27 protein-coding genes and 1 pseudogene are annotated in these 22,721 nt (G+C 73.4%); 13 read left to right on the top strand and 15 right to left on the bottom strand.

Annotation, left to right across the window (positions count from 1 at the left end):
* The first annotated feature begins 61 nt into the window (after nt 1-61).
* The 3 genes from serA (at nt 62) to QE405_RS02890 (ending at nt 2,874) form a co-directional block, all read left to right on the top strand.
* Entirely contained in the window at nt 62-1,270 is a 1,209-nt protein-coding gene (serA, locus tag QE405_RS02900) for a phosphoglycerate dehydrogenase (RefSeq protein ID WP_307198715.1), read from the top strand.
* Between the two features lie 241 nt (nt 1,271-1,511).
* Nucleotides 1,512-1,922: an anti-sigma factor gene (locus QE405_RS02895; RefSeq protein WP_307198714.1), complete on the top strand. Its 411-nt coding sequence runs from the start codon at nt 1,512-1,514 to the stop codon at nt 1,920-1,922.
* Nucleotide 1,923: 1 nt separating this feature from the next.
* On the top strand, nt 1,924-2,874 hold the full coding sequence (locus QE405_RS02890; protein ID WP_307198713.1) for an RNA polymerase sigma factor SigF: 951 nt from the start codon (nt 1,924-1,926) through the stop codon (nt 2,872-2,874).
* A 32-nt stretch (nt 2,875-2,906) separates the two neighbouring features.
* On the opposite strand, the gene QE405_RS02885 is transcribed toward QE405_RS02890, so the two are convergent.
* Complete coding sequence (locus tag QE405_RS02885) at nt 2,907-3,350, bottom strand: hypothetical protein (RefSeq protein WP_307198712.1); 444 nt, start codon at nt 3,348-3,350, stop codon at nt 2,907-2,909.
* A 222-nt stretch (nt 3,351-3,572) separates the two neighbouring features.
* Between QE405_RS02885 and QE405_RS02880 the strand changes: the two genes are divergently transcribed.
* Nucleotides 3,573-3,824: a WhiB family transcriptional regulator gene (locus QE405_RS02880; RefSeq protein ID WP_163770002.1), complete on the top strand. Its 252-nt coding sequence runs from the start codon at nt 3,573-3,575 to the stop codon at nt 3,822-3,824.
* A gap of 59 nt (nt 3,825-3,883) precedes the next feature.
* On the opposite strand, the gene QE405_RS02875 is transcribed toward QE405_RS02880, so the two are convergent.
* Both QE405_RS02875 and QE405_RS02870 read right to left on the bottom strand, forming a co-directional pair.
* Nucleotides 3,884-4,084, bottom strand: coding sequence for an ATP-binding protein (locus QE405_RS02875; protein WP_307198711.1), 201 nt, complete (start codon nt 4,082-4,084; stop codon nt 3,884-3,886).
* 244 nt (nt 4,085-4,328) lie between these two features.
* A pseudogene (locus QE405_RS02870) lies at nt 4,329-5,357 on the bottom strand (histidine kinase N-terminal domain-containing protein); the annotation flags it as partial.
* A gap of 121 nt (nt 5,358-5,478) precedes the next feature.
* Between QE405_RS02870 and QE405_RS02865 the strand changes: the two are divergent.
* From QE405_RS02865 to QE405_RS02855, 3 genes are all read left to right on the top strand, one after another.
* Nucleotides 5,479-6,321, top strand: coding sequence for a DUF2785 domain-containing protein (locus tag QE405_RS02865; protein ID WP_307198710.1), 843 nt, complete (start codon nt 5,479-5,481; stop codon nt 6,319-6,321).
* A gap of 72 nt (nt 6,322-6,393) precedes the next feature.
* Nucleotides 6,394-8,103 (top strand): acetolactate synthase, encoded by a 1,710-nt coding sequence (locus tag QE405_RS02860; protein WP_307198709.1) that lies wholly within the window; start codon nt 6,394-6,396, stop codon nt 8,101-8,103.
* A gap of 4 nt (nt 8,104-8,107) precedes the next feature.
* Entirely contained in the window at nt 8,108-8,590 is a 483-nt protein-coding gene (locus tag QE405_RS02855) for a GNAT family N-acetyltransferase (RefSeq protein ID WP_307198708.1), read from the top strand.
* A 238-nt stretch (nt 8,591-8,828) separates the two neighbouring features.
* Here the strand turns inward: QE405_RS02855 and QE405_RS02850 are convergent, their stop codons facing one another.
* From QE405_RS02850 to QE405_RS02820, 8 genes are all read right to left on the bottom strand, one after another.
* On the bottom strand, nt 8,829-9,638 hold the full coding sequence (locus QE405_RS02850; RefSeq protein ID WP_307198707.1) for a PASTA domain-containing protein: 810 nt from the start codon (nt 9,636-9,638) through the stop codon (nt 8,829-8,831).
* A 123-nt stretch (nt 9,639-9,761) separates the two neighbouring features.
* Complete coding sequence (locus QE405_RS02845) at nt 9,762-10,922, bottom strand: hypothetical protein (protein WP_307198706.1); 1,161 nt, start codon at nt 10,920-10,922, stop codon at nt 9,762-9,764.
* A 167-nt stretch (nt 10,923-11,089) separates the two neighbouring features.
* Complete coding sequence (locus QE405_RS02840; protein WP_307198705.1) at nt 11,090-11,512, bottom strand: thioesterase family protein; 423 nt, start codon at nt 11,510-11,512, stop codon at nt 11,090-11,092.
* 104 nt (nt 11,513-11,616) lie between these two features.
* Nucleotides 11,617-11,691 (bottom strand): 50S ribosomal protein bL37, encoded by a 75-nt coding sequence (locus QE405_RS20875; RefSeq protein WP_369759046.1) that lies wholly within the window; start codon nt 11,689-11,691, stop codon nt 11,617-11,619.
* Between the two features lie 103 nt (nt 11,692-11,794).
* The gene (rsrA, locus tag QE405_RS02835) at nt 11,795-12,082 is read right to left on the bottom strand and encodes a mycothiol system anti-sigma-R factor (RefSeq protein ID WP_307198704.1); all 288 of its coding nucleotides are present in this window, start codon (nt 12,080-12,082) and stop codon (nt 11,795-11,797) included.
* The gene (locus QE405_RS02830; RefSeq protein WP_307198703.1) at nt 12,079-12,747 is read right to left on the bottom strand and encodes a sigma-70 family RNA polymerase sigma factor; all 669 of its coding nucleotides are present in this window, start codon (nt 12,745-12,747) and stop codon (nt 12,079-12,081) included. Before QE405_RS02830 ends, rsrA begins: the two co-directional genes overlap by 4 nt.
* A gap of 157 nt (nt 12,748-12,904) precedes the next feature.
* A complete protein-coding gene (locus QE405_RS02825) occupies nt 12,905-13,609 on the bottom strand; it encodes an alpha/beta hydrolase family protein (RefSeq protein ID WP_307198702.1) in 705 nt (234 codons plus the stop codon).
* A complete protein-coding gene (locus QE405_RS02820) occupies nt 13,606-14,358 on the bottom strand; it encodes an SOS response-associated peptidase (RefSeq protein WP_307198701.1) in 753 nt (250 codons plus the stop codon). Before QE405_RS02820 ends, QE405_RS02825 begins: the two co-directional genes overlap by 4 nt.
* A gap of 71 nt (nt 14,359-14,429) precedes the next feature.
* Between QE405_RS02820 and QE405_RS02815 the strand changes: the two genes are divergently transcribed.
* From QE405_RS02815 to QE405_RS02790, 6 genes are all read left to right on the top strand, one after another.
* Nucleotides 14,430-14,954, top strand: coding sequence for a DoxX family protein (locus QE405_RS02815; RefSeq protein ID WP_163769983.1), 525 nt, complete (start codon nt 14,430-14,432; stop codon nt 14,952-14,954).
* A gap of 19 nt (nt 14,955-14,973) precedes the next feature.
* On the top strand, nt 14,974-16,278 hold the full coding sequence (aroA, locus tag QE405_RS02810; RefSeq protein ID WP_307198700.1) for a 3-phosphoshikimate 1-carboxyvinyltransferase: 1,305 nt from the start codon (nt 14,974-14,976) through the stop codon (nt 16,276-16,278).
* Between the two features lie 7 nt (nt 16,279-16,285).
* Complete coding sequence (gene rsgA, locus QE405_RS02805) at nt 16,286-17,299, top strand: ribosome small subunit-dependent GTPase A (RefSeq protein ID WP_307198699.1); 1,014 nt, start codon at nt 16,286-16,288, stop codon at nt 17,297-17,299.
* A 56-nt stretch (nt 17,300-17,355) separates the two neighbouring features.
* The gene (locus tag QE405_RS02800; RefSeq protein ID WP_307198698.1) at nt 17,356-18,225 is read left to right on the top strand and encodes an inositol monophosphatase family protein; all 870 of its coding nucleotides are present in this window, start codon (nt 17,356-17,358) and stop codon (nt 18,223-18,225) included.
* 64 nt (nt 18,226-18,289) lie between these two features.
* A complete protein-coding gene (locus QE405_RS02795; RefSeq protein ID WP_307198697.1) occupies nt 18,290-18,721 on the top strand; it encodes a CBS domain-containing protein in 432 nt (143 codons plus the stop codon).
* Between the two features lie 34 nt (nt 18,722-18,755).
* A complete protein-coding gene (locus tag QE405_RS02790; RefSeq protein WP_163769962.1) occupies nt 18,756-19,124 on the top strand; it encodes an FKBP-type peptidyl-prolyl cis-trans isomerase in 369 nt (122 codons plus the stop codon).
* A 90-nt stretch (nt 19,125-19,214) separates the two neighbouring features.
* Here QE405_RS02790 and QE405_RS02785 read toward each other — a convergent pair whose 3' ends face one another.
* From QE405_RS02785 to QE405_RS02770, 4 genes are all read right to left on the bottom strand, one after another.
* A complete protein-coding gene (locus tag QE405_RS02785) occupies nt 19,215-19,463 on the bottom strand; it encodes an RNA-binding S4 domain-containing protein (protein WP_163769960.1) in 249 nt (82 codons plus the stop codon).
* Nucleotides 19,464-19,485: 22 nt separating this feature from the next.
* Nucleotides 19,486-20,751 (bottom strand): DUF445 domain-containing protein, encoded by a 1,266-nt coding sequence (locus QE405_RS02780; RefSeq protein ID WP_307198696.1) that lies wholly within the window; start codon nt 20,749-20,751, stop codon nt 19,486-19,488.
* A gap of 399 nt (nt 20,752-21,150) precedes the next feature.
* On the bottom strand, nt 21,151-21,909 hold the full coding sequence (locus QE405_RS02775; protein ID WP_307198695.1) for a PKD domain-containing protein: 759 nt from the start codon (nt 21,907-21,909) through the stop codon (nt 21,151-21,153).
* A gap of 120 nt (nt 21,910-22,029) precedes the next feature.
* Nucleotides 22,030-22,641, bottom strand: a complete 612-nt coding sequence (locus QE405_RS02770; protein WP_307198694.1) for a DUF6318 family protein — start codon at nt 22,639-22,641, stop codon at nt 22,030-22,032.
* Nucleotides 22,642-22,721: the final 80 nt, after the last annotated feature.

Below are 22,721 nucleotides of genomic sequence, written 5' to 3'. Positions count from 1 at the left end.
GTGCTCGGACGTCGCCCGTCAGGGCTGCGTCCACCCCCCTGACCCCGACGACGGAAGACTGATGAAGGCGCTGCTGCTCGAAGACATCCACACCTCCTCGCAGGAGGTTTTCGACGATGCCGGGATCGAGGTGCTCCGTCGGCCGGGCTCGCTCGACGAGGACGACCTGATCGCCGCGCTCGACGGCGTGGAGCTGCTCGGGATCCGGTCCAACACCCGGGTCACCGAGCGCGTCCTCGACGCGGTGCCGCACCTGCAGGCCGTCGGCTGCTTCTGCATCGGCACCAACCAGGTTGCGCTGACCGCCGCGGCCGAGCGCGGCCTGCCGGTCTTCAACGCGCCGTACTCCAACTCCCGCAGCGTCGTCGAGCTCGTCATCGCCGAGATCCTCGCGCTGGCCCGGCGGCTGACGGAGAAGACGGAACGCCTCCACAACGGCATCTGGGACAAGTCCGCCAAGGGCAGCCACGAGGTGCGGGGGCGCACGCTCGGCATCATCGGCTACGGCAACATCGGCACCCAGCTGTCGAACGTCGCCGAGGCGCTCGGCATGCGGGTCGTGTTCTACGACATCGCCGACCGCCCCGCGCACGGCAACGCGCGCCGCATGCGCTCGATGGACGAGCTCCTGGCGCTCGCCGACGTCGTGAGCCTCCACGTCGACGGTCGGCCCGGCAACGCCGGTCTCTTCGGGGCCGAGCAGTTCTCGGCGATGAAGCCCCGGGCGCTGTTCATCAACGCCTCGCGCGGCATGGTCGTCGACGACCACGCGCTGCGCGACAACATCCTGTCCGGTCACATCGCGGGCGCGGCCATCGACGTCTTCCCGATCGAGCCGAAGGCGCAGGGGGACACGTTCGAGTCGGTGCTCCGGGGCCTCGACAACGTCATCCTCACGCCCCACGTGGGCGCCTCGACCCTGGAGGCGCAGGAGGAGATCGGCCGCTTCGTCGCGGGCAAGCTCACCGGCTTCGTGCGCCAGGGCAGCACGGCGCTGTCGGTGAACCTGCCCGGGGTCCAGCCGGCGCCGCTGACCGTCGGCACCCGGGTCGGCCTGCTGCACGAGAACGCCCCGGGCGTGCTCGCCCGGCTCAACCAGACGCTCGCGACGACCGGCAACATCACCGCGCAGGCGCTGGCGACCGCCGGGGAGCTGGGGTACGTCGTCACCGACGTCGACTCCACGACGCCCGAGGACACGCTCGACAAGCTGCGGGCCGACGCCAACACGCGCTGGGTGCGCACCTGGGTGCCGAACCAGGTCGTCTGACCCCAGCCCCCTGCCCTCCCGGGACGTCATGCGGAACGGTGGCCCCGGCCCGCGCTCCGCATGACGTCCGCGAGGGAGGGGGCCGGGTCCTCCTGGGACGTCATGCGTCCCGGCGGTCGGGGCCACCGCTCCGCATGACGTCCGCAGAGGTGGGGGCGCGCGCGGCGGGCTGCCCCGTCGGCGGCGGGCGCGATGTCCTAGAGTCGGCCGCGACCCGTCGCCCTTCGGAAGGACGCTCCTCATGACCGTGCCCGGTGCGGCGCCCACCTTCCCCACGGGCCGTGCGGACGTCGAGCTGCGGCTGCCGGCCGACGGAGCGTTCGTGTCGGTGCTGCGCACCACGGCGGCCGGCCTGGCCGCGCGCCTCGACTTCACGATCGACGACATCGAGGACCTGCGGATGGCGGTCGGCGAGGCCACCGCCCTCGTGCTCCCCGAGGCCGACCCGGAGAGCGACCTGCGCTGCGCGTTCCACCTCGGTGACCGTGCGCTGACCGTCGAGGTCAGCGTCACCACGTCGACCGCTCCCGAGCCCAACTACGAGAGCTTCGCCTGGCAGGTCCTCACCACGATCGCCACCTCGGCCGAGGAGGTCACCACGGCGGACTCGTTCACGGTGCGCCTCACGATCGTCTCCGGCACCGACCTCTGAGATGCCTCCCACCCCTCCCGGTCAGCCGGACCAGCCCAGCGAGACCGAACCCGGCCCGGACGCCCCGCAGGAGCCGTCCGCCGAGGACGCGGCGCTCGTCGCCGAGGTCGTCGCCTCGATGACCGAGGCCGACGGCGGCGCCGCCCCGGAGCCCGTCACCGGGCCCGAGCCGGACGCACGGGCCATCGGCATCGAGCAGACCCGGGCACGCAGCGCGGCGCTCTTCGTCGACCTGCGGCACGAGCTGTCGGGCGAGGCCACCCGCCAGGAGGCGCGCGACAACCTCGTGCACCTGCACCTGCCGCTCGTCGAGCACTGCGCCCGCCGGTTCCGCAACCGCGGCGAGCCGTTCGAGGACCTCGTGCAGGTCGGCACCATCGGCCTGCTCAAGTCGATCGACCGCTTCGACACCGAGCGTGGCGTCGAGTTCTCGACCTACGCGACGCCGACCATCATCGGCGAGATCAAGCGCTACTTCCGCGACAAGGGCTGGGCCATCCGCGTGCCCCGCCGGTTGCAGGAGCTGCGGATGCAGATCAGCGCCACGACCGCGGAGCTCACCCAGCGGCTCGGTCGCTCCCCCACCGTCAGCGAGCTGGCCGAGGCGATCGGCTGCAGCAGCGAGGAGATCGTCGAGGGCATCGAGTCCAGCAACGCCTACTCGACGCTCTCGCTCGACGCGACCGACAACAGCGACGACTCCACGATGACGATGCTCGACACCATCGGCGTGGACGACGAGGGCCTCGAGCACGTCGAGATCCGGGAGTCGCTCAAGCCGTTGCTCGACCAGCTGCCGGCGCGCGAGAAGAAGATCCTGCTGCTGCGCTTCTTCAAGAACATGACGCAGTCGCAGATCGCCGCCGAGATCGGTGTCTCGCAGATGCACGTGTCGCGCCTGCTGGCCCGCACCCTCGACCAGCTGCGCACCAACCTGCAGGCCGAGGACTGACCGGCGTCCGGATCCGGTCGGACCCCGCCGGGTCAGACCCGCTGGCTCGGCCCCGCGGCGTCGGGGTCCCCGTCGAGCAGCCACCGGTGGCTGCTGCGCCAGAAGAGCGCGACCAGGGCGAGCACGGCCGAGCCGGCCAGCGCGACGGCGGCGAGGGTCGTCGGCTCGTCCCGCATGTTCCACGCCAGCCCGAGGTGGAGCAGCTGCGCCAGCACGAGGGGCGACCGCGCGGACGAGCGGCACTGCAGCACGAGCCAGCCGGCCCACCCGATGCCCACGCCGTACGCCCCGAGGAACACCGCGACCGCTACCGCGGTGCCGGAGCGCTCGACCGCGCCGTACACCAGCTCGGTGAGCGCGTAGCCGACCACCACGAGCGCCTGCAGGCCGACGACCGCGATGCCCACGCGGAGCGCGGCGGGAACGGGGCCGGGCGAGGGCGCGGCGGTCGGGTCGACGGTGTCGGGGGACGTCACGGCGCCAGGCTACGGCCCCGGCCCGGACACGGAGAAGTCACACCGATGTCACACCTGTGACACACCAGACCCCCGAAAGGGCTTGTGCGGCAGTCCACTTCTTGTCAGTGTTGAGGTCATACGTGTTCGGGCGCCGGTCGGCGCGCTGCCCGACTGCGTCTCCAGCTCCGAGCAGACCCACGGGCCCGCTCATCACTTCCGATTGCAAAGGACCGCCCGATCATGGATTGGCGTCACCGCTCGGCCTGTCTCGACGAGGACCCCGAGCTCTTCTTCCCGATCGGCAACACCGGCCCGGCCATCCTCCAGATCGAGGAGGCCAAGCAGGTCTGCCGCCGCTGCGACGTGCGTGAGCAGTGCCTCGCGTGGGCCCTCGAGGCCGGCCAGGACCACGGGGTCTGGGGCGGTCTCAGCGAGGACGAGCGTCGCGCCCTCAAGCGCCGCACGGCCCGCGCGCGCGTCCGCACCGCCTGACCCACCGCACTCCCGAGCCCTCCGGCGTCGTGCCCCCTCCCGGGGCGACACCGGGGGGCTCACTGGTCCACCGGGACGTCGACGACGAAGCGCGAGCCCGGTCCGTCCTCACGGCGACCGTGCTCCAGCCGGCCCCCGAGCTCGGACTCGACGAGCGTCCGCACGATGGTGAGCCCGAGACCGCTGCCCCCGTCGAGGTCGAACCCCTCCGGAAGCCCGCGGCCGTCGTCCTCGACGACGACCCGCAGCCGGCCGTCCACCCGCCGCGCGTCCGCGACGACCGCTCCCCGACGCCTCGGGGTCGTCCAGCGCCCCGAAGCCGTGCTCGACCGCGTTCTGCAGGAGCTCGGTGACGACCATCGCCAAGGGGGTCGCGACCTCCGACGGGATGGTGCCGAAGGCACCCGTGGCCCGCACCGTGATCCGCTCCCCCGCCGCGCTGACGTCGATGACCATCCGCAGCAGCCGCTCCGCGACCTGGTCGAAGTCGACGTTCTCCTCGACGACCTGGCTCAGCGTCTCGTGCACGATCGCGATCGACCCGACACGGCGCACGGCCTCCCCGAGCGCCGCCCGCGCCGCGGGCTCGTCGATCCGCCGCGCCTGCAGCCGGAGCAGCGCCGCGACGGTCTGCAGGTTGTTCTTCACCCGGTGGTGGATCTCCCGGATGGTGGCGTCCTTGGTGACCAGCTCGCGGTCGCGGCGGCGCAGGTCGGTGACGTCGCGGAGCAGGATCAGCGCGCCGACGTGGTCGCCGTAGGGACGCAGCGGGATCGTGCGCAGGATGATTGCGACCGCGTCCGTCGCGACCTCGGCGTCGCGGTGGGCGCGGCCGCCCAGCACGGCCGACAGCGTCTCCTCGTCGGGCCGCCGCCGCGGGGGCACGAGGGCGCGGGTCAGGTCGGCCAGGTTCACGCCGACGAGGTCGCCGCGGTGACCGAGCCGCCGGAACACCGAGAGGGCGTTGGGGCTGGCGTAGCGCACCCGACCGTCGGCCTCGACCCGGACGAAGCCGTCGCCCACCCGCGGCGAGTCGGCGTTGGCGCTCCGCTGGCCCGCGACCGGGAACTGCCCACCGGCGATCATCCGGGTGAGGTCCGAGGCCGTCTCGAGGTAGGAGAGCTCGAGACGGGAGGGGGTGCGCACCCCGAGGAGGTTGGTGCTGCGGGCGATGACGCCGATGACCCGCCCACCGCGCTGCACCGGGATGCTCTCGACGCGGACCGGCACGTCGTCGCGCCACTCCGGGTCGCCCTCGCGGAGGAGCTTGCGGTGGCGCAGCGCCCCGTCGAGCAGCGGACGCTGCCCGGCCTCGACGAAGTCGCCGACGACGTCGTCCACGAGGGCGGTGGGCCCCGTCGTCGGCCGCATCTGGGCGACGGCCCAGAACCCGCGTCCGTCGCGGTCCGGCAGCCACATGACGAGGTCCGCGAACGACAGGTCGGCGACGATCTGCCAGTCCGCCATCAGCAGCTGGAGCCAGACGAGATCGTCGCCGTCGAGGTCGGTGTGGTCCCGCACCAGGTCGCTCATCCACGCCACGGCACCAGCCTAGGCCGGGCTGACCTGGGTCTTCGCGGAGGGCCGTCCGGAAGGTCGCGCAGGGGCCGACCACCCGAACGTCCGACCGTCCGCGGCTGGCAGGATGGGCCCCATGGTCGGCTCGTACTGGAGGCAGGTGATCGACTCCGGCCTCGGGGTTCCGACCGACCGCCCGCTCGGTGACCTGACGGCGGAGCTCACGCGGATGCTGGGGTCGAGCGACCCCGCCGAGCGGGACCACACGGCGTACCCGATGCTCGCGACCTGGATCGACCGCGGGGTCTACGACGAGCTGCTGGCGGGCCTCGGCGACGGCATCGCGACCGGCCTCCTGGTGGGCCTCGGCGAGGTCGGGACCGACTCGGTCTTCCGCCGCAGCTTCTCCGCGCTCCTGCTGGGCGAGTGCGTGGCCCGCGACAACCGCCGCGCCCTCGTGCGGAGCACGCAGGTGCTCGACTGGGGCGACCGGCTCGTGTCGTGGTACCTCCGCGAGCGCGACGACCGCGGCTTCGTGGAGGGCAAGGGCTGGGCCCACGCCGTCGCGCACGGCGCCGATGCGATCGGCACGCTCGCCGAGTCGCCCCACCTCGCCGCCCCCGAGCTGACGGTCCTGCTGGACGTGCTCGCCGACCGCGTGCTCGCCGAGGGCACCCGCCTCCTGGTCTCCGGAGAGCCGGACCGCATCGCGGAGGCGACGATGCGGGTGCTGCGCCGCAACGTGCTGCCGCTCACCGTCGTCGAGCCGTGGGTGCGGCGCATCGCTGCCCGCGCCACGGCGTACCCGAGCGAGCGGCAGGACCCCTACCTGGTCACCGGCAACCCGGAGGCCTTCCTCCGCGCCCTGCACCTGCAGCTCGCGCTGGCGCCGCAGCCGCCCCAGGTGCGCTCCGACCTGCTGCTGGTGCTCGTCGACGCGCTGCGGCAGACCAACCCGGGGCTCCGCACCCGCGCCTGACCCCACCCCCGGGGAGAGCTCGCGCGGCGCGGGGTCTCCCCCTCGAGGTGACCGGTGAGTAACGTGGGTCACATGACGACGACCGACCCCACGTCCGACGCCTCCGCCGTCGGCTCCACGTCCCCGACCGGTTCCGAGATCGAGGGGCACGCGGGCACGCTCGCGGTCGCGGCGGCTCGCGCGCACGGCGTCGAGACCATGTTCACGCTGTCCGGCGCCCACGTGTTCCCGATGTACGACGGCGCCGTGAAGGCGGACCCGCCGATGCGGCTCGTCGACGTGCGCCACGAGCAGACGGCGGCGTTCGCCGCAGAGGCGACGGGCAAGCTGACGCGGCGACCCGGCCTCGCCGTGCTCACCGCCGGTCCCGGCGTGACCAACGGCATCAGCGCGATCGCGCAGGCGACCTTCGCCGGTTCCCCCATGGTCGTCGTCGGCGGCCGCGCCCCGGCCAACCGCTGGGGCTCCGGCAGCCTGCAGGAGCTCGACCACCCGCCGATCGTCGCTCCGGTGGCGAAGGACGCGCGCACGCTCCACCTCGCCTCCGACGTGCTGGGCGGCATGGACGCCGCGTTCGCCACCGCGGGGGCGTCCCACCGCGGCCCGGTCTTCGTCGACGTGCCGATGGACGAGTTCTTCAACTCGGCGTCGGGCCCGCTCCCGACGGGCGCGCGGCCCGCCCCCGAGCAGCCCGACCCCGACGCGCTCCGCACGATCGGCCGCCTGCTCGCGGAGGCGAGCCGTCCGGTGCTCGTGCTCGGCACGGACGTGTGGGCCGACGGGGCCGAGGAGGCGGCCCTCCGCCTCGTCGAGGAGGCCGGCCTGCCCGCCATCACCAACGGCATGGGTCGGGGCGTCGTCCCCGGCGGCCACCCGCTGCTCGTCACCAAGGCCCGGAGCGCTGCTTTCGGGGGCGCCGACCTGGTCGTCGTCGTGGGCACGCCCCTGGACTTCCGGCTCGGGTACGGCGTGTTCGGCGGCAAGGACGGCGCCACCCCCGCCCGCGTCGTCCACGTCGCCGACTCCGCCGCCCAGGTCTCGGGGCACGCGGAGCTCGCCGCCTCGGCGTACGGCGACCTCACCCTCGCCCTCGACGGCGTCCTCGCCGCGCTCCAGGCCCAGCCCCGCAAGCCCGACCACGCGGCGTGGGTGAGCGACCTGCAGGCGAAGGTCGGCGCCGCGGCGGAGCGCGACGCGCAGCTCCTCGCGGCCGAGGCGGACCCCGTCCACCCGGCCCGCATCTACGGCGAGCTCGTGCCGCGCCTCGCCGACGACGCCGTCGTCATCGGCGACGGTGGCGACTTCGTGTCGTTCGCCGGCAAGTACGTCGAGCCCAAGCGCCCGGGCGGCTGGCTCGACCCCGGACCGTACGGCTGCCTCGGCGCCGGCCTCGGCGCCGCCATCGCCGCACGCATCGCCCGCCCGTCGGCGCAGGTGGTGCTCCTGCTCGGTGACGGTGCCGCGGGCTTCTCACTGATGGACGTCGACACCCTCGTGCGCCACGACCTGCCCGTCGTCATGGTCATGGGCAACAACTCGGCGTGGGGCCTGGAGAAGGGCCCGATGCAGATGCTCTACGGCTACGACGTGGCCGCCGACCTGGCCCCCCGCACGGCCTACCACGAGGTCGTCAAGGCCCTCGGGGGCGCGGGCGAGGTCGTGACCGACCCGCGGCAGATCGGCCCCGCGCTCGACCGGGCCTTCGCTGCGGGCGTGCCCTACCTCGTCAACATCATCACGGACGTCGACGCGGCGTACCCCCGCGCCACGTTCGGGATCTGACCCCGTGCTGGTCCGACGCCTCCGCCCCGAGGACGCGGAGGCCGTCGGCGCACTGACCGTCGCCGCCTACGAGCCCTTCCTCGACGGACCCGAGGACCCCTACGTCGCCCGCCTCCTCGACGTCGCCCGCCGCGACGTCGAGGCGGAGGTGTGGGTCGCCGTCGACGACGGGGGTACGCCGCTGGGCGCGGTGACGTACTGCCCCACCGGTTCGCCGTGGCGCGAGGTCGGTCGCGCGCACGAGGGCGAGTTCCGCATGCTGGCCGTCGCCCCCGACGCCCAGGGCCGGGGCGTCGGCCGGGCGCTGGTCACGACGTGCCTGGAGCGGTCGCGGGCGGCCGGGTTCACCGGGACGGCGCTCTCGTCCCTGCCGGAGCAGACCGGAGGGCACGCGCTGTACCGGTCGGTGGGGTTCGAGCGCGTTCCGGAGCGGGACTGGGCGCCGTACCCGGGCGTCGACCTGTGGGTGTTCGCGCGGGGGTTGTAGGGGCCTTCGGGGGCCGGGGCGGGCGGGGAGCCGGGGCCCGGCTCCGCCGAGCGCCGACGGGGCCTGGAAATGTGCGGATGGGGCGGGTCCGGGTCGATCCGACCGGCCCCATCGGCACAGTTGCGGGGCGCGGTCGGGGTCGACCAGCGCCGCCTGCCGCTCGTAAGGGGCACGGACGACCGGCCGGGCGCCCGCTGGCCCGTCGTTCGTGACCCTTTTCTGGCCCAGCCGGGCAGGGCTACTGCTCGGCGACCTCGAGCCGCACGGTCGCCCCGCGCGGCAGGATCGTGCTGACGGCCGGATCGACGGCGACGAAGCGGCCGGCGGCGGCGGGCAGGCGCCTCACCTCGACGACGTCGACCTCGAGACCCGCGGCCTCGAGGCGCTCGCGGTAGGCATCCGACGAGAAGTCGGCGAAGGCGCCCGGGCCGAACTCGGACGGAACGACGACCTCGTCGGCCTCCAGCAAGAAGACAGCGTCAGCCAGGGCAGCGACGGCGGCCACCGCACCGGCGCGATCTGCGATCGTGGACCGGACGGTGAGTGCCGAACCGGCGCCGTCGGTGACGACGGCCCGACACACCACCGCTCCACCCAGAGCGTCGTCGCACACCGTCGGCTCTCGGCTGAGTGAGACCGGCGGCGACGCAGCGACACCCGCCTCGTCCGCAGATGGACCCGACCCCCACGCCCGACCCAGCTCCACCGCTGTCACGTCGGGAGCTGCAGGCGTGGCCATCGCGCAGAAGACGTACATCGGGTTCACCACCGTGTCCGCCACGGGTTCTCCATTGCACTCGATCGCATCCGTCGGCCACTCCTCCGGCACCGCGAGCCCGAGCCGCCCGTGCCCGACGAGCCGATGGCCCTCGGGCACCCGGCGGTCGAGCGCCGGCTCGCCGACATCAGCCGCAGCGGCGACCGACGTCATCGGCCGGTGCGCCGGCTCGCTCGCGGCGACCATCCCGACCGTCCCGACCACCAGCGCGCCCGCGCCGACGGCGGCCAGGGTCGCGACGACGACCAGTCCTCGACGTACCTGCGGCACTGTTGCCCCTCCGCTCCTCACCCTGGCCACGCGGCGCGGCCCCTGACGCCTTCGGTTCCGTGCCGTTCCTGCGGACGGGAGACGCGGGCACGCACCGTCGGGGTTCCGCCGTCAGGCAGGAGATCACGACCCCACCACAACAGTGAGCGTGCGGACCGCGTAGGTGGTCCCGTCGACCACGACGGTCAGCGGGACCTCGATCCGTCCGGGCCGCTCCGCCACCCAGGCGAGGCGGACGTCGGGCTCGTCCGGCCCGATCGGGCTCGGCCGCAACACCCCGGTGAGTACCTCCGCGTCAAGAGTGCCCAGCGTGGTCGGGCCGAGCAGCTGGGCCATGTAGCCGGTGGCGATCCGGATCCGTTCGCCGACGCGGAGCCGCACGACGGGGTCGACGACGAGGTCGATCCGGCTCGACGCGGTAGGGCCCGGGCCGTGCAGCACCCGGAACTCGACTCGGTCCCCCGGCGACCGGGGCTCGGAGGCGATCCACACCTCGACCGGCGAGCCGGGCTCGAGCACGATGCCGGACTGAAGGGAGGTCCAGAGCGTGCCGCCCGGCCGCACGTGGCGGGACTCGAAGGGCACCGTCTGCACCCTCGGCCGGAGACCGAGGTCACGCAGCGCGGTGGCGATGCGTTCGGAGGCACCGTCGGCACCCTCCCCGGGTACCGACGGCGGGAGCGGCACGTGCGCCAGCCCGTCTCCCAGCTCACCGAAGGTGTCGACCACGGCGGCCACGCGGTCGCGGGCGGCCGACTCCGTGACGGCGCTCGCGTGCACGAGCGCCTGCAGCTGGGACCCGACCTCCGCGAGCGGTCGGGCGCAGTAGACCCCGCCGGTCACCCGACGGCACTGCACCGGCGCGGCCGCGAGCTCCCGCCCCGCGACCGTCAGGCGCTCGCCGGCCAGGTGCACGACCTCCCAGTGGTCGGTCAGCGCGACCCCCGTCGTCCCGTACGTCGCACCGTCTCCGGGCACGGTGCAAAGCACCGGAACGAAGCCGCTGGGGAGCGGCGGCGGCCCCTCGCCCTCGGGCCACTGCAGGAAGCCGGCGTCGATCTGGCCGGCGCCCTCGCACGTCGGCTCCCCGGGCAGCGCGACGGTCCACAGGCCGTTCGTGACGCGCCGCCAGCCCTCGGGCACGGCACCCGACGCGACGACCTCGTCGGCCTGCTGGACCCCGGTGTCGGCACGGTCGGCGCCGCCCTGCCGGTCGCCGTCGTCCGCGGGGCTACAGGCGCCCAAGAACCCGACGAGCAGGAGGGCGACCAGGGTCGCCGCCACCACCAGTCCTCGACGTACTCGACGCACCTGCGGCACCGTCCACTCCCCCCGTCACGATGGAACGGGCGGTGGCGCACCCCCGTGACGCCGCCCGACCGCTGTCGGGTTGAGACGCGCGAGGGGGGCGGTTCGGTTGCACGTTCCGGCGACGATTTCGGACGACGTGCTCAGAGGCGTGCCATGAACCTCTCGGCGTCGACGACGACCCGCGTGATCTCGCCGGTGGCGAGCACCTTGCCGAGCTGGTCGGTGTCGTCGCCCGACGCCGGCACGACCTCGCGGGCCGCGACGCTGAAGCGCACGAGGCGCCCGTCGAGGTAGGACTGGGTCGCGTGGACCTCCACCACCCCGCCGACGGGGGTGGCCCCGCGGTGCTCGAGCTCGACGCGGGTGCCGACGCTGGTCGCCCCCTGCGCCATCCCCGGCTCGAGCGCGGCGACCGTGGCCGCCTCGAGCCACGCGAGGAGCCGGGGCGTGCCGAGGACCGGGAGGCTGCCGGAGCCCACCGCCTCCGCAGTGTCGTCGTCGGTCACCTCGAACCGGAGACGTGCCTCGACGGTCGGGGTCCCTGCTGCGTCGGAAGGAGCCATGTGCCCATCTTGGCCTGCACACGCAATGCCCCGTGGAGGGCCCGAGATGCGACGCACCCCCGGAGCCGAGCGGCTACGGGGGTGGCGTTGAGTGCGACAGGCGCTCAGGCGTTGGGGCGCTTGCCGTGGTTCGCGCCCTTCTTCTTGCGAGCGCGGCGCTTGCGGCCGGTCTTGCCCATGGTGGGTCCTCCTCGAGTGGTGCGGCCCGAAGGTCGGTCTCCCACAGGCCAGCGGGCATCTTCTCAGATCGGGGTGGGCCGCGCCAAAGCGACCTCGGAGCGGCTATTCGCTGATCCGCACCTGCACGGCCCGGATCTGGAGCATCACCCGCTGCCGCAGGGCGTCGGGAGCGGACTCGCGGCACGAGCGCGCGACAACGGCCTTGACGGTGCGCTCGAGGTCGTACTTCCGCAGGCACGGACCGCACTCGTCGAGGTGGGCCTGCACGACGGAGCAGTCCGTCTCGTCGAGCTCGTTGTCGAGGAAGTAGATGATCTGCTCGAGGAAGTCGGCGCAGCTCTCCACCTCGCCCGCCGGGCTGGTGCCGTGGGAGTGGGCGTCGGTGCTCATCGGGCGCCACCCTTCTGCATCGCGGCGCCGACCGTCTCGGGCGAGACGAGGTCGTGGGTGCGCACGTAGTCGGCCAGCATGTCGCGGAGCTGGCGCCGCCCCCGGTGGAGCCGCGACATCACGGTGCCGATGGGGGTGTCCATGATCTCGGCGATCTCCTTGTAGGGGAAGCCCTCCACGTCGGCCAGGTAGACCGCCAGCCGGAACTCCTCGGGGAGGCGCTGCAGCGCGTCCTTCACCTCGCTGTCGGGGAGGTGCTCGAGCGCCTCGTGCTCCGCCGACTTCAGGCCCGACGACGTGTGCGACTCGGCGCGCGCGAGCTGCCAGTCCTCGACGTCCTCCGCCATCGACTGCTGCGGCTGCCGCTGCTTCTTGCGGTAGTTGTTGATGAAGGTGTTCGTGAGGATCCGGTAGAGCCACGCCTTGAGGTTGGTGCCCGGCCGGAACTGGTGGAACGAGGAGTACGCCTTCGCGAAGGTCTCCTGCACCAGGTCCTCGGCGTCGGCGGGGTTGCGCGTCATCCGCATCGCCGCGGAGTAGAGCTGGTCGAGGAACGGGAGCGCGTCGCGCTCGAAGCGCAGCGCTCGCTCGTCGTCCGTCTCGGTGGCACGGTCGACGGTGTCCGTCGGCTCGACGGTCTCGGGGGTGGCGGTGTCGTCGCTCATCGTCCACGAGCGTACTCCGCCGCGCGCGAGCGGTCGCTCGTCGCACACCAGCATGCGCTGCCTCCTCGGGGCGGGGGACCCGGGTCGCCCCGGGGTTCGGTACGACGAGCACAACCCCCGCCGCCGCAGGGCTATTCCGGCGTGGTGCGGCCGAGCGTCAGCCGACCGCCTCGCGCACGATCCACTCCAGCGCGGACTCCACGACGAGCGCCTGCACGTCGTCGAGCGTGAGCGGCGCCCGCTTCGGGACCTTCAACCCGTGGTCCGCGCCGGGCACGACGACGAGGTCGAGGCGGTCCGCCTCCTCGCCGGCGAACGCGGCGGCGAGCTCGTCGGCCCGTCCCATCGCGTCGTTCTCGCCCTGCACCACGAGCGCGGGCACGCCCGCCGCGAGCGCACCCGCGAGCTCCTCGCGGCGCGAGCGCTCCGGCTTCCCCGGCGGGTGCAGCGGGAAGGCGAGCAGCACGACCCCCGCCGCGCCCAGCTCGGCGGCGCACCGGGCCGCCGACCGCGCCCCGGCCGATCGTCCGCCGACCACGAGCGGTACGCCGCGGTCCGCCTCCGGCAGCGCGGCGACCGCGAGGCGCAGCGCCACGTCGAGCGTCGGTGGGGCGGAGGCGACCTTGCGCCCGGCCACCCGCCACGGCTGCTCGAGGCGCACGACCCCGACGCCCTGCGCGGGCAGACGGGCCGCCAGCGCCGCGATGTCGTGCGTGTCCACACCTCCGCCCGCACCGTGCCCGAGCACGAGGCTGGCCACGGGCGCCACCCCGGCGGGCACCGGGTTGCGGTGGAGGCGGGCCGCGCCGTACGGGGTCGGGACCTCGACGACCTCCTCGGCGGGCACGTCGAGCGTGCTCATGCGTCCTCGACCGGGATCGGGCGGACGAGCTCCGGGCCGTCGTTGCGGACGTTGGAGACGAGGGTGGAGACGGGGTACGCCGTGAGGCGGCCCGGGACGGCCGGCTCGAGCAGGTCGAGGAGGGCGTCGGAGGCGCCTGAGGTGGGGTCGAGCCACGTGTCCCAGTCGTCCCGCGCGACGGTGAGCGGCATGCGGTCGTGGATGCGGCCCAGGTCGTCGGTGGCCGAGGTCGTGATGACCGTGCAGCTCCACAGGAAGCGGTCGGGGTCGTCGTCGGCCCGGTCGGGGTCGCGCCAGATCTCGTAGAGCCCGGCCATCGCCAGCACGCTGCCGTCGGCCGGGTGGATGTAGTAGGGCTGCTTGACCGGCTTGCCCCGCGCGGTGGTGCGGTCGGTGACGTACCACTCGTAGTAGCCGTCCGCCGGCACCAGGCAGCGCCGGGCGGCGAAGGCGCGACGGAAGGACGGCTTCTCCGCCACCGTCTCGCGACGGGCGTTGATGAGCCGGGCCCCACCCTTCGCGTCCTTCGCCCACGACGGCACGAGGCCCCAGCGGAGCGCCCGCAACTGGCGGCGGGCGTGGTCGATGCCCTCCGCGGGCTTCGGCGGCCGCTCGAGGACCACGTGGACCGGGTCGGTGGGCGCGACGTTCCAGCTCGGGGGCAGCCGGTCGGCGAGGACCGTCTCGGCCACGTCGAACTCGTCGACGAGGTCGTCGGGCTCACGGCTGGAGGCGTAGCGACCGCACATGACGTCAGCCTAGGCCGATCCGCGCGCCAGGGTGCTGGGCCGCGTTGGCGTGATCGTGTATCAAGAGGGGCATGACCGTGACGCGACTGATCGCCCGTCCGCTGCTCGCCTCCATGTTCGTCGTGGGCGGCATCAATGCGTTCCGCAACGCGGACGCCATCGCCCCGCGGGCGGCGAAGGTGACCGACAAGATCGTGCCGCCGGTGCAGCGCGCCGGTGTGCCGCTGCCCTCGGACGCCGCCACCCTCGTGCGCGCCAACGCCGCCGTCCACCTCCTGGCCGCGGCCGGCCTGGCGACGGGCCGCGCGCCGCGCGTCTCCGCGGTCGTGCTCGCGGCGACGCTGGCGCCGACCACGGTCGCGGGCCACCCGTACTGGGAGGAGTCGGACGCGGGCGCCAAGGGCAACCAGAAGGTGCACTTCTTCAAGAACCTGTCGATCCTCGGCGGCCTCCTGCTCGCCGCGGTCGACACCGACGGCAAGCCCGGCCTGGCCTGGCGCGCACGCCGCGCCGCGAAGGACGCGAAGCGCGAGGCCAAGCACGTGACGGCCACCGCCAAGCGGGAGGCCAAGCTGGCCAAGGCGCAGCTGACCTGAGGACCGATACCCTGCGTCCGTGACGACCACGGCCGCTCCCGCTCCCGCCGACCTCTGGCCCGCGCCCCACGTGGCGGCGCCGGTGGACGTGATCGTCACGCTGCCCGGGAGCAAGTCGCTGACCAACCGCGCCCTGGTGCTGGCCGCCGTGGCGACGGGGCCGTCGGTCGTGCGGCGGGCGCTCCGCTCCCGCGACACGCTGCTCATGGCCTCCGCGCTCAGCGCCCTGGGCTCGGCGGTCGACACCAGCGGCGAGGACTGGACGGTCACGCCCGGCACCTTCGACCGGGACGCGGTCGTGGACTGCGGCCTCGCCGGCACCGTCATGCGCTTCGTCCCGCCGATCGCGGGCCTCGCGCGCGGCGCGGTCGCCTTCGACGGTGACGCCCACATGCGCACGCGGCCCATCGGCGAGGTGCTCACCGCCCTCCGCTCGCTGGGTGCGGACGTGCGCGACGACGGCCGCGGCACCCTCCCGTTCACCATCGCCGGTGCCGGTTCGGTACGGGGCGGCTCCGTCACCATCGACGCCTCGTCGTCGTCCCAGTTCGTCTCGGCGCTGCTGCTCGCCGGCGCCACCTACGACGAGGGCGTCGAGGTGCTCCACCGGGGCGCGCCGATCCCCTCCCTTCCCCACGTCGAGATGACGACCACGGTCCTGCGGGCCCACGGCGTCGAGGTCGACGACAGCGTGCCCGACCGCTGGCGCGTCGCCCCCGGCCCGATCGCGCCGGTGGACCACCTCATCGAGCCCGACCTGTCCAACGCCGGCCCGTTCGTGGCGCTGGCGGCGGCGACCGGCGGCAGCGTCACCGTGCGCGACTGGCCCGAGGTCACCACCCAGGCCGGTGACGCGCTCCGCGAGATCCTCGCCGCCATGGGGTGCACGGTCGAGCGCGTCGCCGACGGCGTCCGCGTCACCGGACCCGAGCGCCTCCAGGGCGTCGACCTCGACCTCCACGACGTCGGCGAGCTCACGCCGGTCGTCGCCGCCCTCTGCGCCCTGGCGGACGGTCCCTCGGTGCTGCGGGGCGTGGCCCACATCCGCCACCACGAGACCGACCGGCTGCGGGCGCTCGCGACGGAGCTCGCCGGTCTCGGCGCCGACGTCACCGAACGGCCCGACGGGCTCGAGCTGCGGCCCGCCGCCCTGCACGGAGGCGTGTTCCACACCTACGCCGACCACCGCATGGCCCACGCCGCCGTCGTCGTCGGCGCCGCCACCCCTGACGTGCTCGTCGAGGACGTGGCGACCACCGCCAAGACCTTCCCCGACTTCGCCGGCGCCTGGACGGGTGTCACCGGCGGCCCCGCGGCGAGCTGAGGCACCGGTGGCGGCACGGGGGTACGGCGAGCACGACCACGAGCACTACGAGCGACCCCGCCGGCGCACCCGCCCCCGCACGAAGGACCGCCCCACCTACGACGACGCCGAGGACGGGCGCGTGGTGCGGGTCGACCGGGGGCGCTACACCGTCCTCGTCGACGACCAGGACGAGCTCGTCACGGCCATGAAGGCGCGACCGCTGGGCCGCAAGGGCGTCGTGGTCGGCGACCACGTGCGGCTCGTCGGCGACACGACGGGCGACGAGGGGTCGCTGGCGCGCATCGTCGAGGTGCGCGAGCGCGCGACCGTGCTGCGGCGCACGGCCGACGACGACGACCCCGTCGAGCGCGTCATCGTCGCCAACGCCGACCAGCTCGTCATCGTCACCGCCCTGGCCAATCCCGAGCCACGTCCGGGACTGCTCGACCGGGCGCTCGTCGCGGCGTACGACGCCGGCATGGCCCCGCTGCTCGTCCTCACGAAGGCGGACCTCGCCGACCCGGAGACGCTGCTCGCGACGTACCGCTCCCTCGGCGTGCCGTGGGTCGTCACGCGCAAGGGCGCCGACATCGACGAGATCCGCGACCGGCTCGCCGGGCGCACCAGCGTGCTGATCGGCCACAGCGGCGTCGGCAAGTCGACCCTCGTCAACCGGCTCGTGCCGGGTGCCGACCGCGAGGTCGGTCGCGTCAACGACGTCACGGGACGCGGGCGCCACACCTCGACGTCGGCCATCATGCTGGCGCTGCCCGAGCACGAGGGCCGTCCCGGCTGGATCGTCGACACCCCCGGCATCCGCTCGTTCGGGCTGGCGCACGTGCGTCCGGAGCACCTCATCGAGGCGTTCCCCGACCTCGACGAGATGACCGAGGACTGCCCCCGCGGCTGCACCCACGGCGCCGGCGAGCCGGAGTGCGGGCTCGACGCGGCCATCGCCGCCGGGGAGGCCGACGTGGACCGCGTGACCTCGTTCCGCCGCGTGCTCGCCGCCCGCGAGAGCGCGGAGGTCTGGGACTAGGTCTCGGAGACCGGTGTCGTGACCGGGCGACGGTGCGATGCCCTAGCCTGAGCGCCATGGCCATCGCTGACGGTGCCGACCACACCGACGACCTGCGGCTCGCGCACCTCCTGGCCGACGACGCGGACTCCATCAGCCTCGACCGCTTCAAGGCGGTCGACCTGCACGTCATGAGCAAGCCCGACCTCACGCCCGTGACCGACGCCGACCAGGCGGTCGAGTCGACGATCCGCGCCAAGCTCGGTCGGGTGCGCTCGCGCGACGCGATCCTCGGCGAGGAGGAGGGCGTCACGCCCGGCCAGGGCACCGGCGGTCGCCGCTGGATCATCGACCCCATCGACGGCACGAAGAACTTCGTCCGCGGTGTGCCCGTCTGGGCCACCCTCATCGGGCTCGAGGTCGACGGCGAGATCGTCGCCGGCGTGGTCTCCGCCCCGGCGCTGCAGCGCCGCTGGTGGGCGGCCAAGGGCCAGGGCGCCTGGACGGGCCGCTCCCTGCTCAAGGCGACCCGGTGTGCGACGTCGGCGGTGCGGGACCTGGGCGATGCGTCGCTCTCCTACAGCTCGCTCTCGGGCTGGGACGAGCGTGGCCGGCTCGACGACTTCCTCGCCCTGACGCGGCGGGTGTGGCGCACGCGGGCGTACGGCGACTTCTGGTCCTACATGCTCGTCGCCGAGGGCGCCGTCGACGTCGCGGCCGAGCCGGAGCTCGAGGTCTACGACATGGCGGCGCTCGACGTCATCGTGCGCGAGGCCGGCGGCTCCTTCACGGGCCTCGACGGCGCGGACGGACCGTGGAGCGGCAACGCGATCGCCTCGAACGGCCACCTGCACGAGCCGGTGCTCGGCTTCCTCGGTACGGCGGGGGGCGACGACCCCGACGACCCCCCGTTCCTCGGCGGCGTGGTGCGCCAGCTGCGCCCCTGACCCTTCCGGAGTGACAGGCGTCACAGGTAGCGTGAGCCGCCAGCGACGCGACCCGGAGGTGGCCATGAGGATCCAGGACGTCATGCGGGGCGAGCCCGTGGTCACGATCGGACCCGATGCGACCGTCGGCGACCTGGTCCTGCTGCTCGAGCGTCACAACATCGGTGCCGTCGTGGTGAGCAGCGACGGCACGACGCTGGAGGGGATCGTCAGCGAGCGCGACGTCGTGCGGCGGCTGGCCTCAGACGGCCCGGCCGAGCTGCTGGGCGCGTCGGTGCGGGACGTGATGACGACGTCGGTGCGCACCTGCGGGGCGACCGAGGAGGTCGCCCACCTCATGCAGGAGATGACGACCTACCGCATCCGCCACCTGCCCGTGGTCGAGGACCGGACCCGCATCGTCGGGATCGTCAGCATCGGTGACGTCGTGAAGGCCCGCATCGACGAGCTGGCCTTCGAGCGGGACCAGCTCGACGCCTACGTGCACCAGGGCTGAGGCCGGTCGGGGGGCGGGCTCTAGGCTGGGCAGCATGGACAAGCCCGAGATCGACTTCTTCGACCCTGAGCCCCCGGCCGACCTGGTCATCACCGACGTCACCGTCGGCGACGGCGAGGAGGCCAAGGCGGGCCAGACCGTCTCCGTGCACTACGTGGGTGTGGCCCACTCGACCGGCGAGGAGTTCGACGCGTCGTACAACCGCGGCGCGCCCCTGCAGTTCCGCCTCGGCATCGGCCAGGTCATCTCCGGCTGGGACACCGGCGTGCAGGGCATGAAGGTCGGCGGCCGCCGTCAGCTCGTCATCCCGCCGCACCTGGGGTACGGCGACCGTGGCGCCGGCGGCGTCATCAAGCCCGGCGAGACGCTGATCTTCGTCGTCGACCTGCTGGGCGTCTCCTGACCCCGGTCCCTGGTTGGTGAGGGTCCCCCTCGCGAACGTCATGCGCCCCGCAGGCTCGAGCCTGCGGGGCGCATGACGTTGCGGGGGGCGCTACCAGGGAAGGCCGTCGTCGAAGCCCTCCGCGTCGACTGCACGGGCGCTCTGACCGTCGAGCGTCACGACGTCGCCGACGACCAGCTGGCGACCGCGCCGCGTGTCAACCTCGCCGTTGACGAGCACCCGGCCCTCAGCGATGACGGGCTTCGCCTGCGCGCCGGACTCCACCAGGTTCGCCAGCTTGAGGAACTGTCCGAGACGGATGGAGCCGTCGCGGACGGGGACGTCGAAGGGGTCGCTCACGCGTCCATCATCGCACCGCGGCTCAGGGCAGCAGCACGTCGACGGCGTGGATGAGCACGCCCACGAGGCCGCCCACGACGGTGCCGTTGATGCGGATGAACTGCAGGTCGCGCCCCACGTGGAGCTCGATGCGCTGCGCCGCCTCGTCGCCGTCCCACCGCTCGATCGTGGTGGTGATGACGCCGGTCAGCTCCGTGCCGTAACGGTCCACCACGAAGGCGACGGCGTCGGACAGCATCTGGTCGAGCCGACGGCGGAGCGCGGCGTCCGTCGTGAGGCGGCGCCCGAACTTCACGAGCTCGTGCTCGAGCCGGACGCGCAGCATGCTGGCCTCCTCCTCGAGCCCCGCCACGAGCGCACGCTGGAGGGCCTTCCACAGCGAGACGGCGGTGGCGAGCACCTGCGGGTGGTCGAGCACGCGGAGCTTCAGCCGCTCGGCGCGCTCGGCGGTGTCGCGGTCGTGGACGAGGTCGCGGGCGAGGTCGTGGAGCATGGAGTCGAAGGCCTGCCGGGCACGGTGCTGCGGATCGGCCTGGATGTCCTCGACCCACTTGATCGCCTCGGCGTGCACGCGCTGGGTGACGGCGTCGTTGAGCTTGGTCGGCGTCCACCACGGGGCGCGCTCGCCGAGCACCTCCGTGAACGTCTCCTCGTTGTTGCGCAGCCACCGCAACAGCTCGCCCAGGCCGAGGTCGACCACGCCGTGGTGGAGATTGTCGTCGACCATCTCGCCGAGCAGTGCCGCGGCGAGCGGCGCAATGGGCTCCTCGCGGAACCGCGGCAGCAGCACGGCCTCCGCCAGCTCGCTGACGTGCTCGTCCCGCACCTTCGCCAGCCCGATCACTGCGACGTCCGCCACCTCGTCGACCACGCGCCGTGCGTGCGCCGGGTCGACGAGCCACTCCCCCACCCGGCGGCTCGCCTCGGCCGCGTCGACACGCTCGCGCACGACGCCCTCGGCGAGGAAGTTCTCCTGCACGAACTCCTGCAGGCCCCGGCCGAGCTCGTTCTTCCGACGCGGGATGAGAGCCGTGTGCGGGATGGGCAGGTGCAGGGGGTGGCGGAAGAGGGCGGTCACCGCGAACCAGTCGGCGATCGCGCCCACCATCGACGCCTCCGCGCCGGCGTTGACGAAGCCGAGGAACCCATCCTGGCCGCGCGTCGCGACGTAGACGATGGCAGCGACCACCAGGAGCCCCGTGGCCACGGTGCGCATCTTGTTGAGGTCGCGGCGCCGCACCAGGTCGGCCTCCGCCGACCCGGGGACAGTGAACGCGCTCGAGCTCATCGTCAGCCTGCTCCTCGTCTCCGGTCCCGCGGCTCGGTCACTCTAGGGCGTGGCGCCAACAGCGTGGCGGCGGGCGTGGGGTGGGCGCGGGGGCGGGCGGGTTGACGGTCGTGAGACCTCGATGGTGTGGGTGCCGGTGGGCTCACCCGGGGTGCGAACTGGGACGTTGGTGTGAACTCGCCTCGGGCGGACCTGCCCTCCGCGCACAGTTCGCGTGGCCGGGGTCGAGGTCGTCCGGCTCACGGGTGCGTCAGCCTCGTTCGTCGGTCGGGCGGGTGCGGCCGCGGAGCTCGTGCCAAAGGGTCACGGACGACGGGCCGGGGGGCGGTTCCGGTGTCGTTGGTGACCCTTTGTCGACGGGTGTCGTGGCGGGTGTCGTGCCGGGTGTCGTGCCGGGTGTCATCCGGTGAGGACGGGGGTGGCTTCGCGGACCTGGAGGTCGAGGGTGGGGCTGGGCATGTCGACGGTGCCCTGGACGCGTTGCCAGTCGCGTCCGTCGACGCGGAAGTCGGCGGACCAGGTGGTGGTGAGGGTGGTGGGGTAGGTGCCGGTGCGGGTGTAGACGTGGGTGATGTCGAGGTCGGGGTAGGGCGCGCCGGGGGTGGTGGTGGTCGTGGTGGTGCCGTCGCCGAAGTCCCAGGTGTAGGTGGTGGGGGTGATGTCGAGCTCGACGGTGTAACCGAGGACGGTGACGGTGGTGGTGAAGGGTTGGGTGGTGGTGAAGAAGTTGGTCTCGAGGTTGACCAGGGTGGTGCCGTCGGGGGGTTGGATGTGCAGGACGGTCTGGGGCAGGGGTACCTCGCGGAACGCTTGGTAGACCGCGGCGTTGATGACGGCGGTGGGGTCCTGGCCGGGGGTCGGGGGTGCAGTTGCTGGGGCGTCCGGTGCCGGTGGCGAGGTAGGGGTTTTGCAGGTAGGTGTCGAGGGTGGTCTCGTCGCAGGCGACGCGTCCGGCGCAGATGTTGCCGAGGCCCAGGCCGATGACGGCGGTGGGCAGGCAGATCGAGTTGTCGACGTAGGCCTGACGCGCGGCCTGGATCTGCGCCTCGGTCGGTTGCCGACTTGCGACTTCGCGGTCCGAGGCGTCGTAGACCTCGGTCGTCTCCTCCTCGGATGCTCCGACCCGCACAGCGGACTCCGCGGCAGAAGTTGCGACATCCTCCTGGTCGCGGACCGTCACAAGATCGTCTGCGACCGGCAGCGCGTTCACTGGGGGGCCGACCACCATGGCACCTATGACGAGCACTGACGCCTCCACCATCCTGGTCTTCACGACGCTCATCGCTCGCGTACGTCGAGCCAGGAGATGACCCACGACCTGCTCTCAGACGATACGGCGCCAAAGGTGAGGTCGGCGCCGACTCGTGAGGCGGAACCATCGGTGCTGATGCCGCCGACGACAACCACGTCTGTCGACGCTGTGTCCTCTTCACGCGGCTCGAATGTCTCGGTCTGCAAGAGGATCCACCGGCCAGCCTCCTGCTGGCCGAAAGTCGACTCGATGTCGCTCAGCACGGCGTCACACGTCGAACAGTCCGGAGCCAGGTCTCGCGCCGGCCCCGTGTCCCCCGTCGCGAGCGCGTAGTTCACCAGCTCCACCCAGTGCTCCACGAACGCCACGGCGGCCGCGTCACCCTCGCCCCGCGCCTCCTCCGGCATCACCGGAACGGCCGGCGCCGAGGTCGCCGCTGACGAGGACGTCGCCGCAGCTGACTCCGACGACGCCGACGACGAGGGCCACGGCCCCGCCTCCTCCGTCTCGCCCCCGCCACCGGTGCACGCTGCGAGCAGCGACGTACCGACGACGAGTCCGACCAACCTGCCTCCACGGCACTGCATGCGACCCTCCGACGAGCCCGCGTCGACGCGCCCGATCGCGTCGACAACCACGGCAAATCTAGGACAGCCCGGACCTACCCGACCACCCCCGCGGGGCGATCCTGTGGACAAGCGGGACGGGTTCGGTCGGA

It is taken from the genome of Nocardioides zeae (assembly GCF_030818655.1).
Taxonomy (GTDB): Bacteria; Actinomycetota; Actinomycetes; order Propionibacteriales; family Nocardioidaceae; genus Nocardioides; species Nocardioides zeae_A.
Note: the sequence above shows the minus strand (reverse complement) of the source record. Positions and strands in the feature narration are given on the sequence as shown.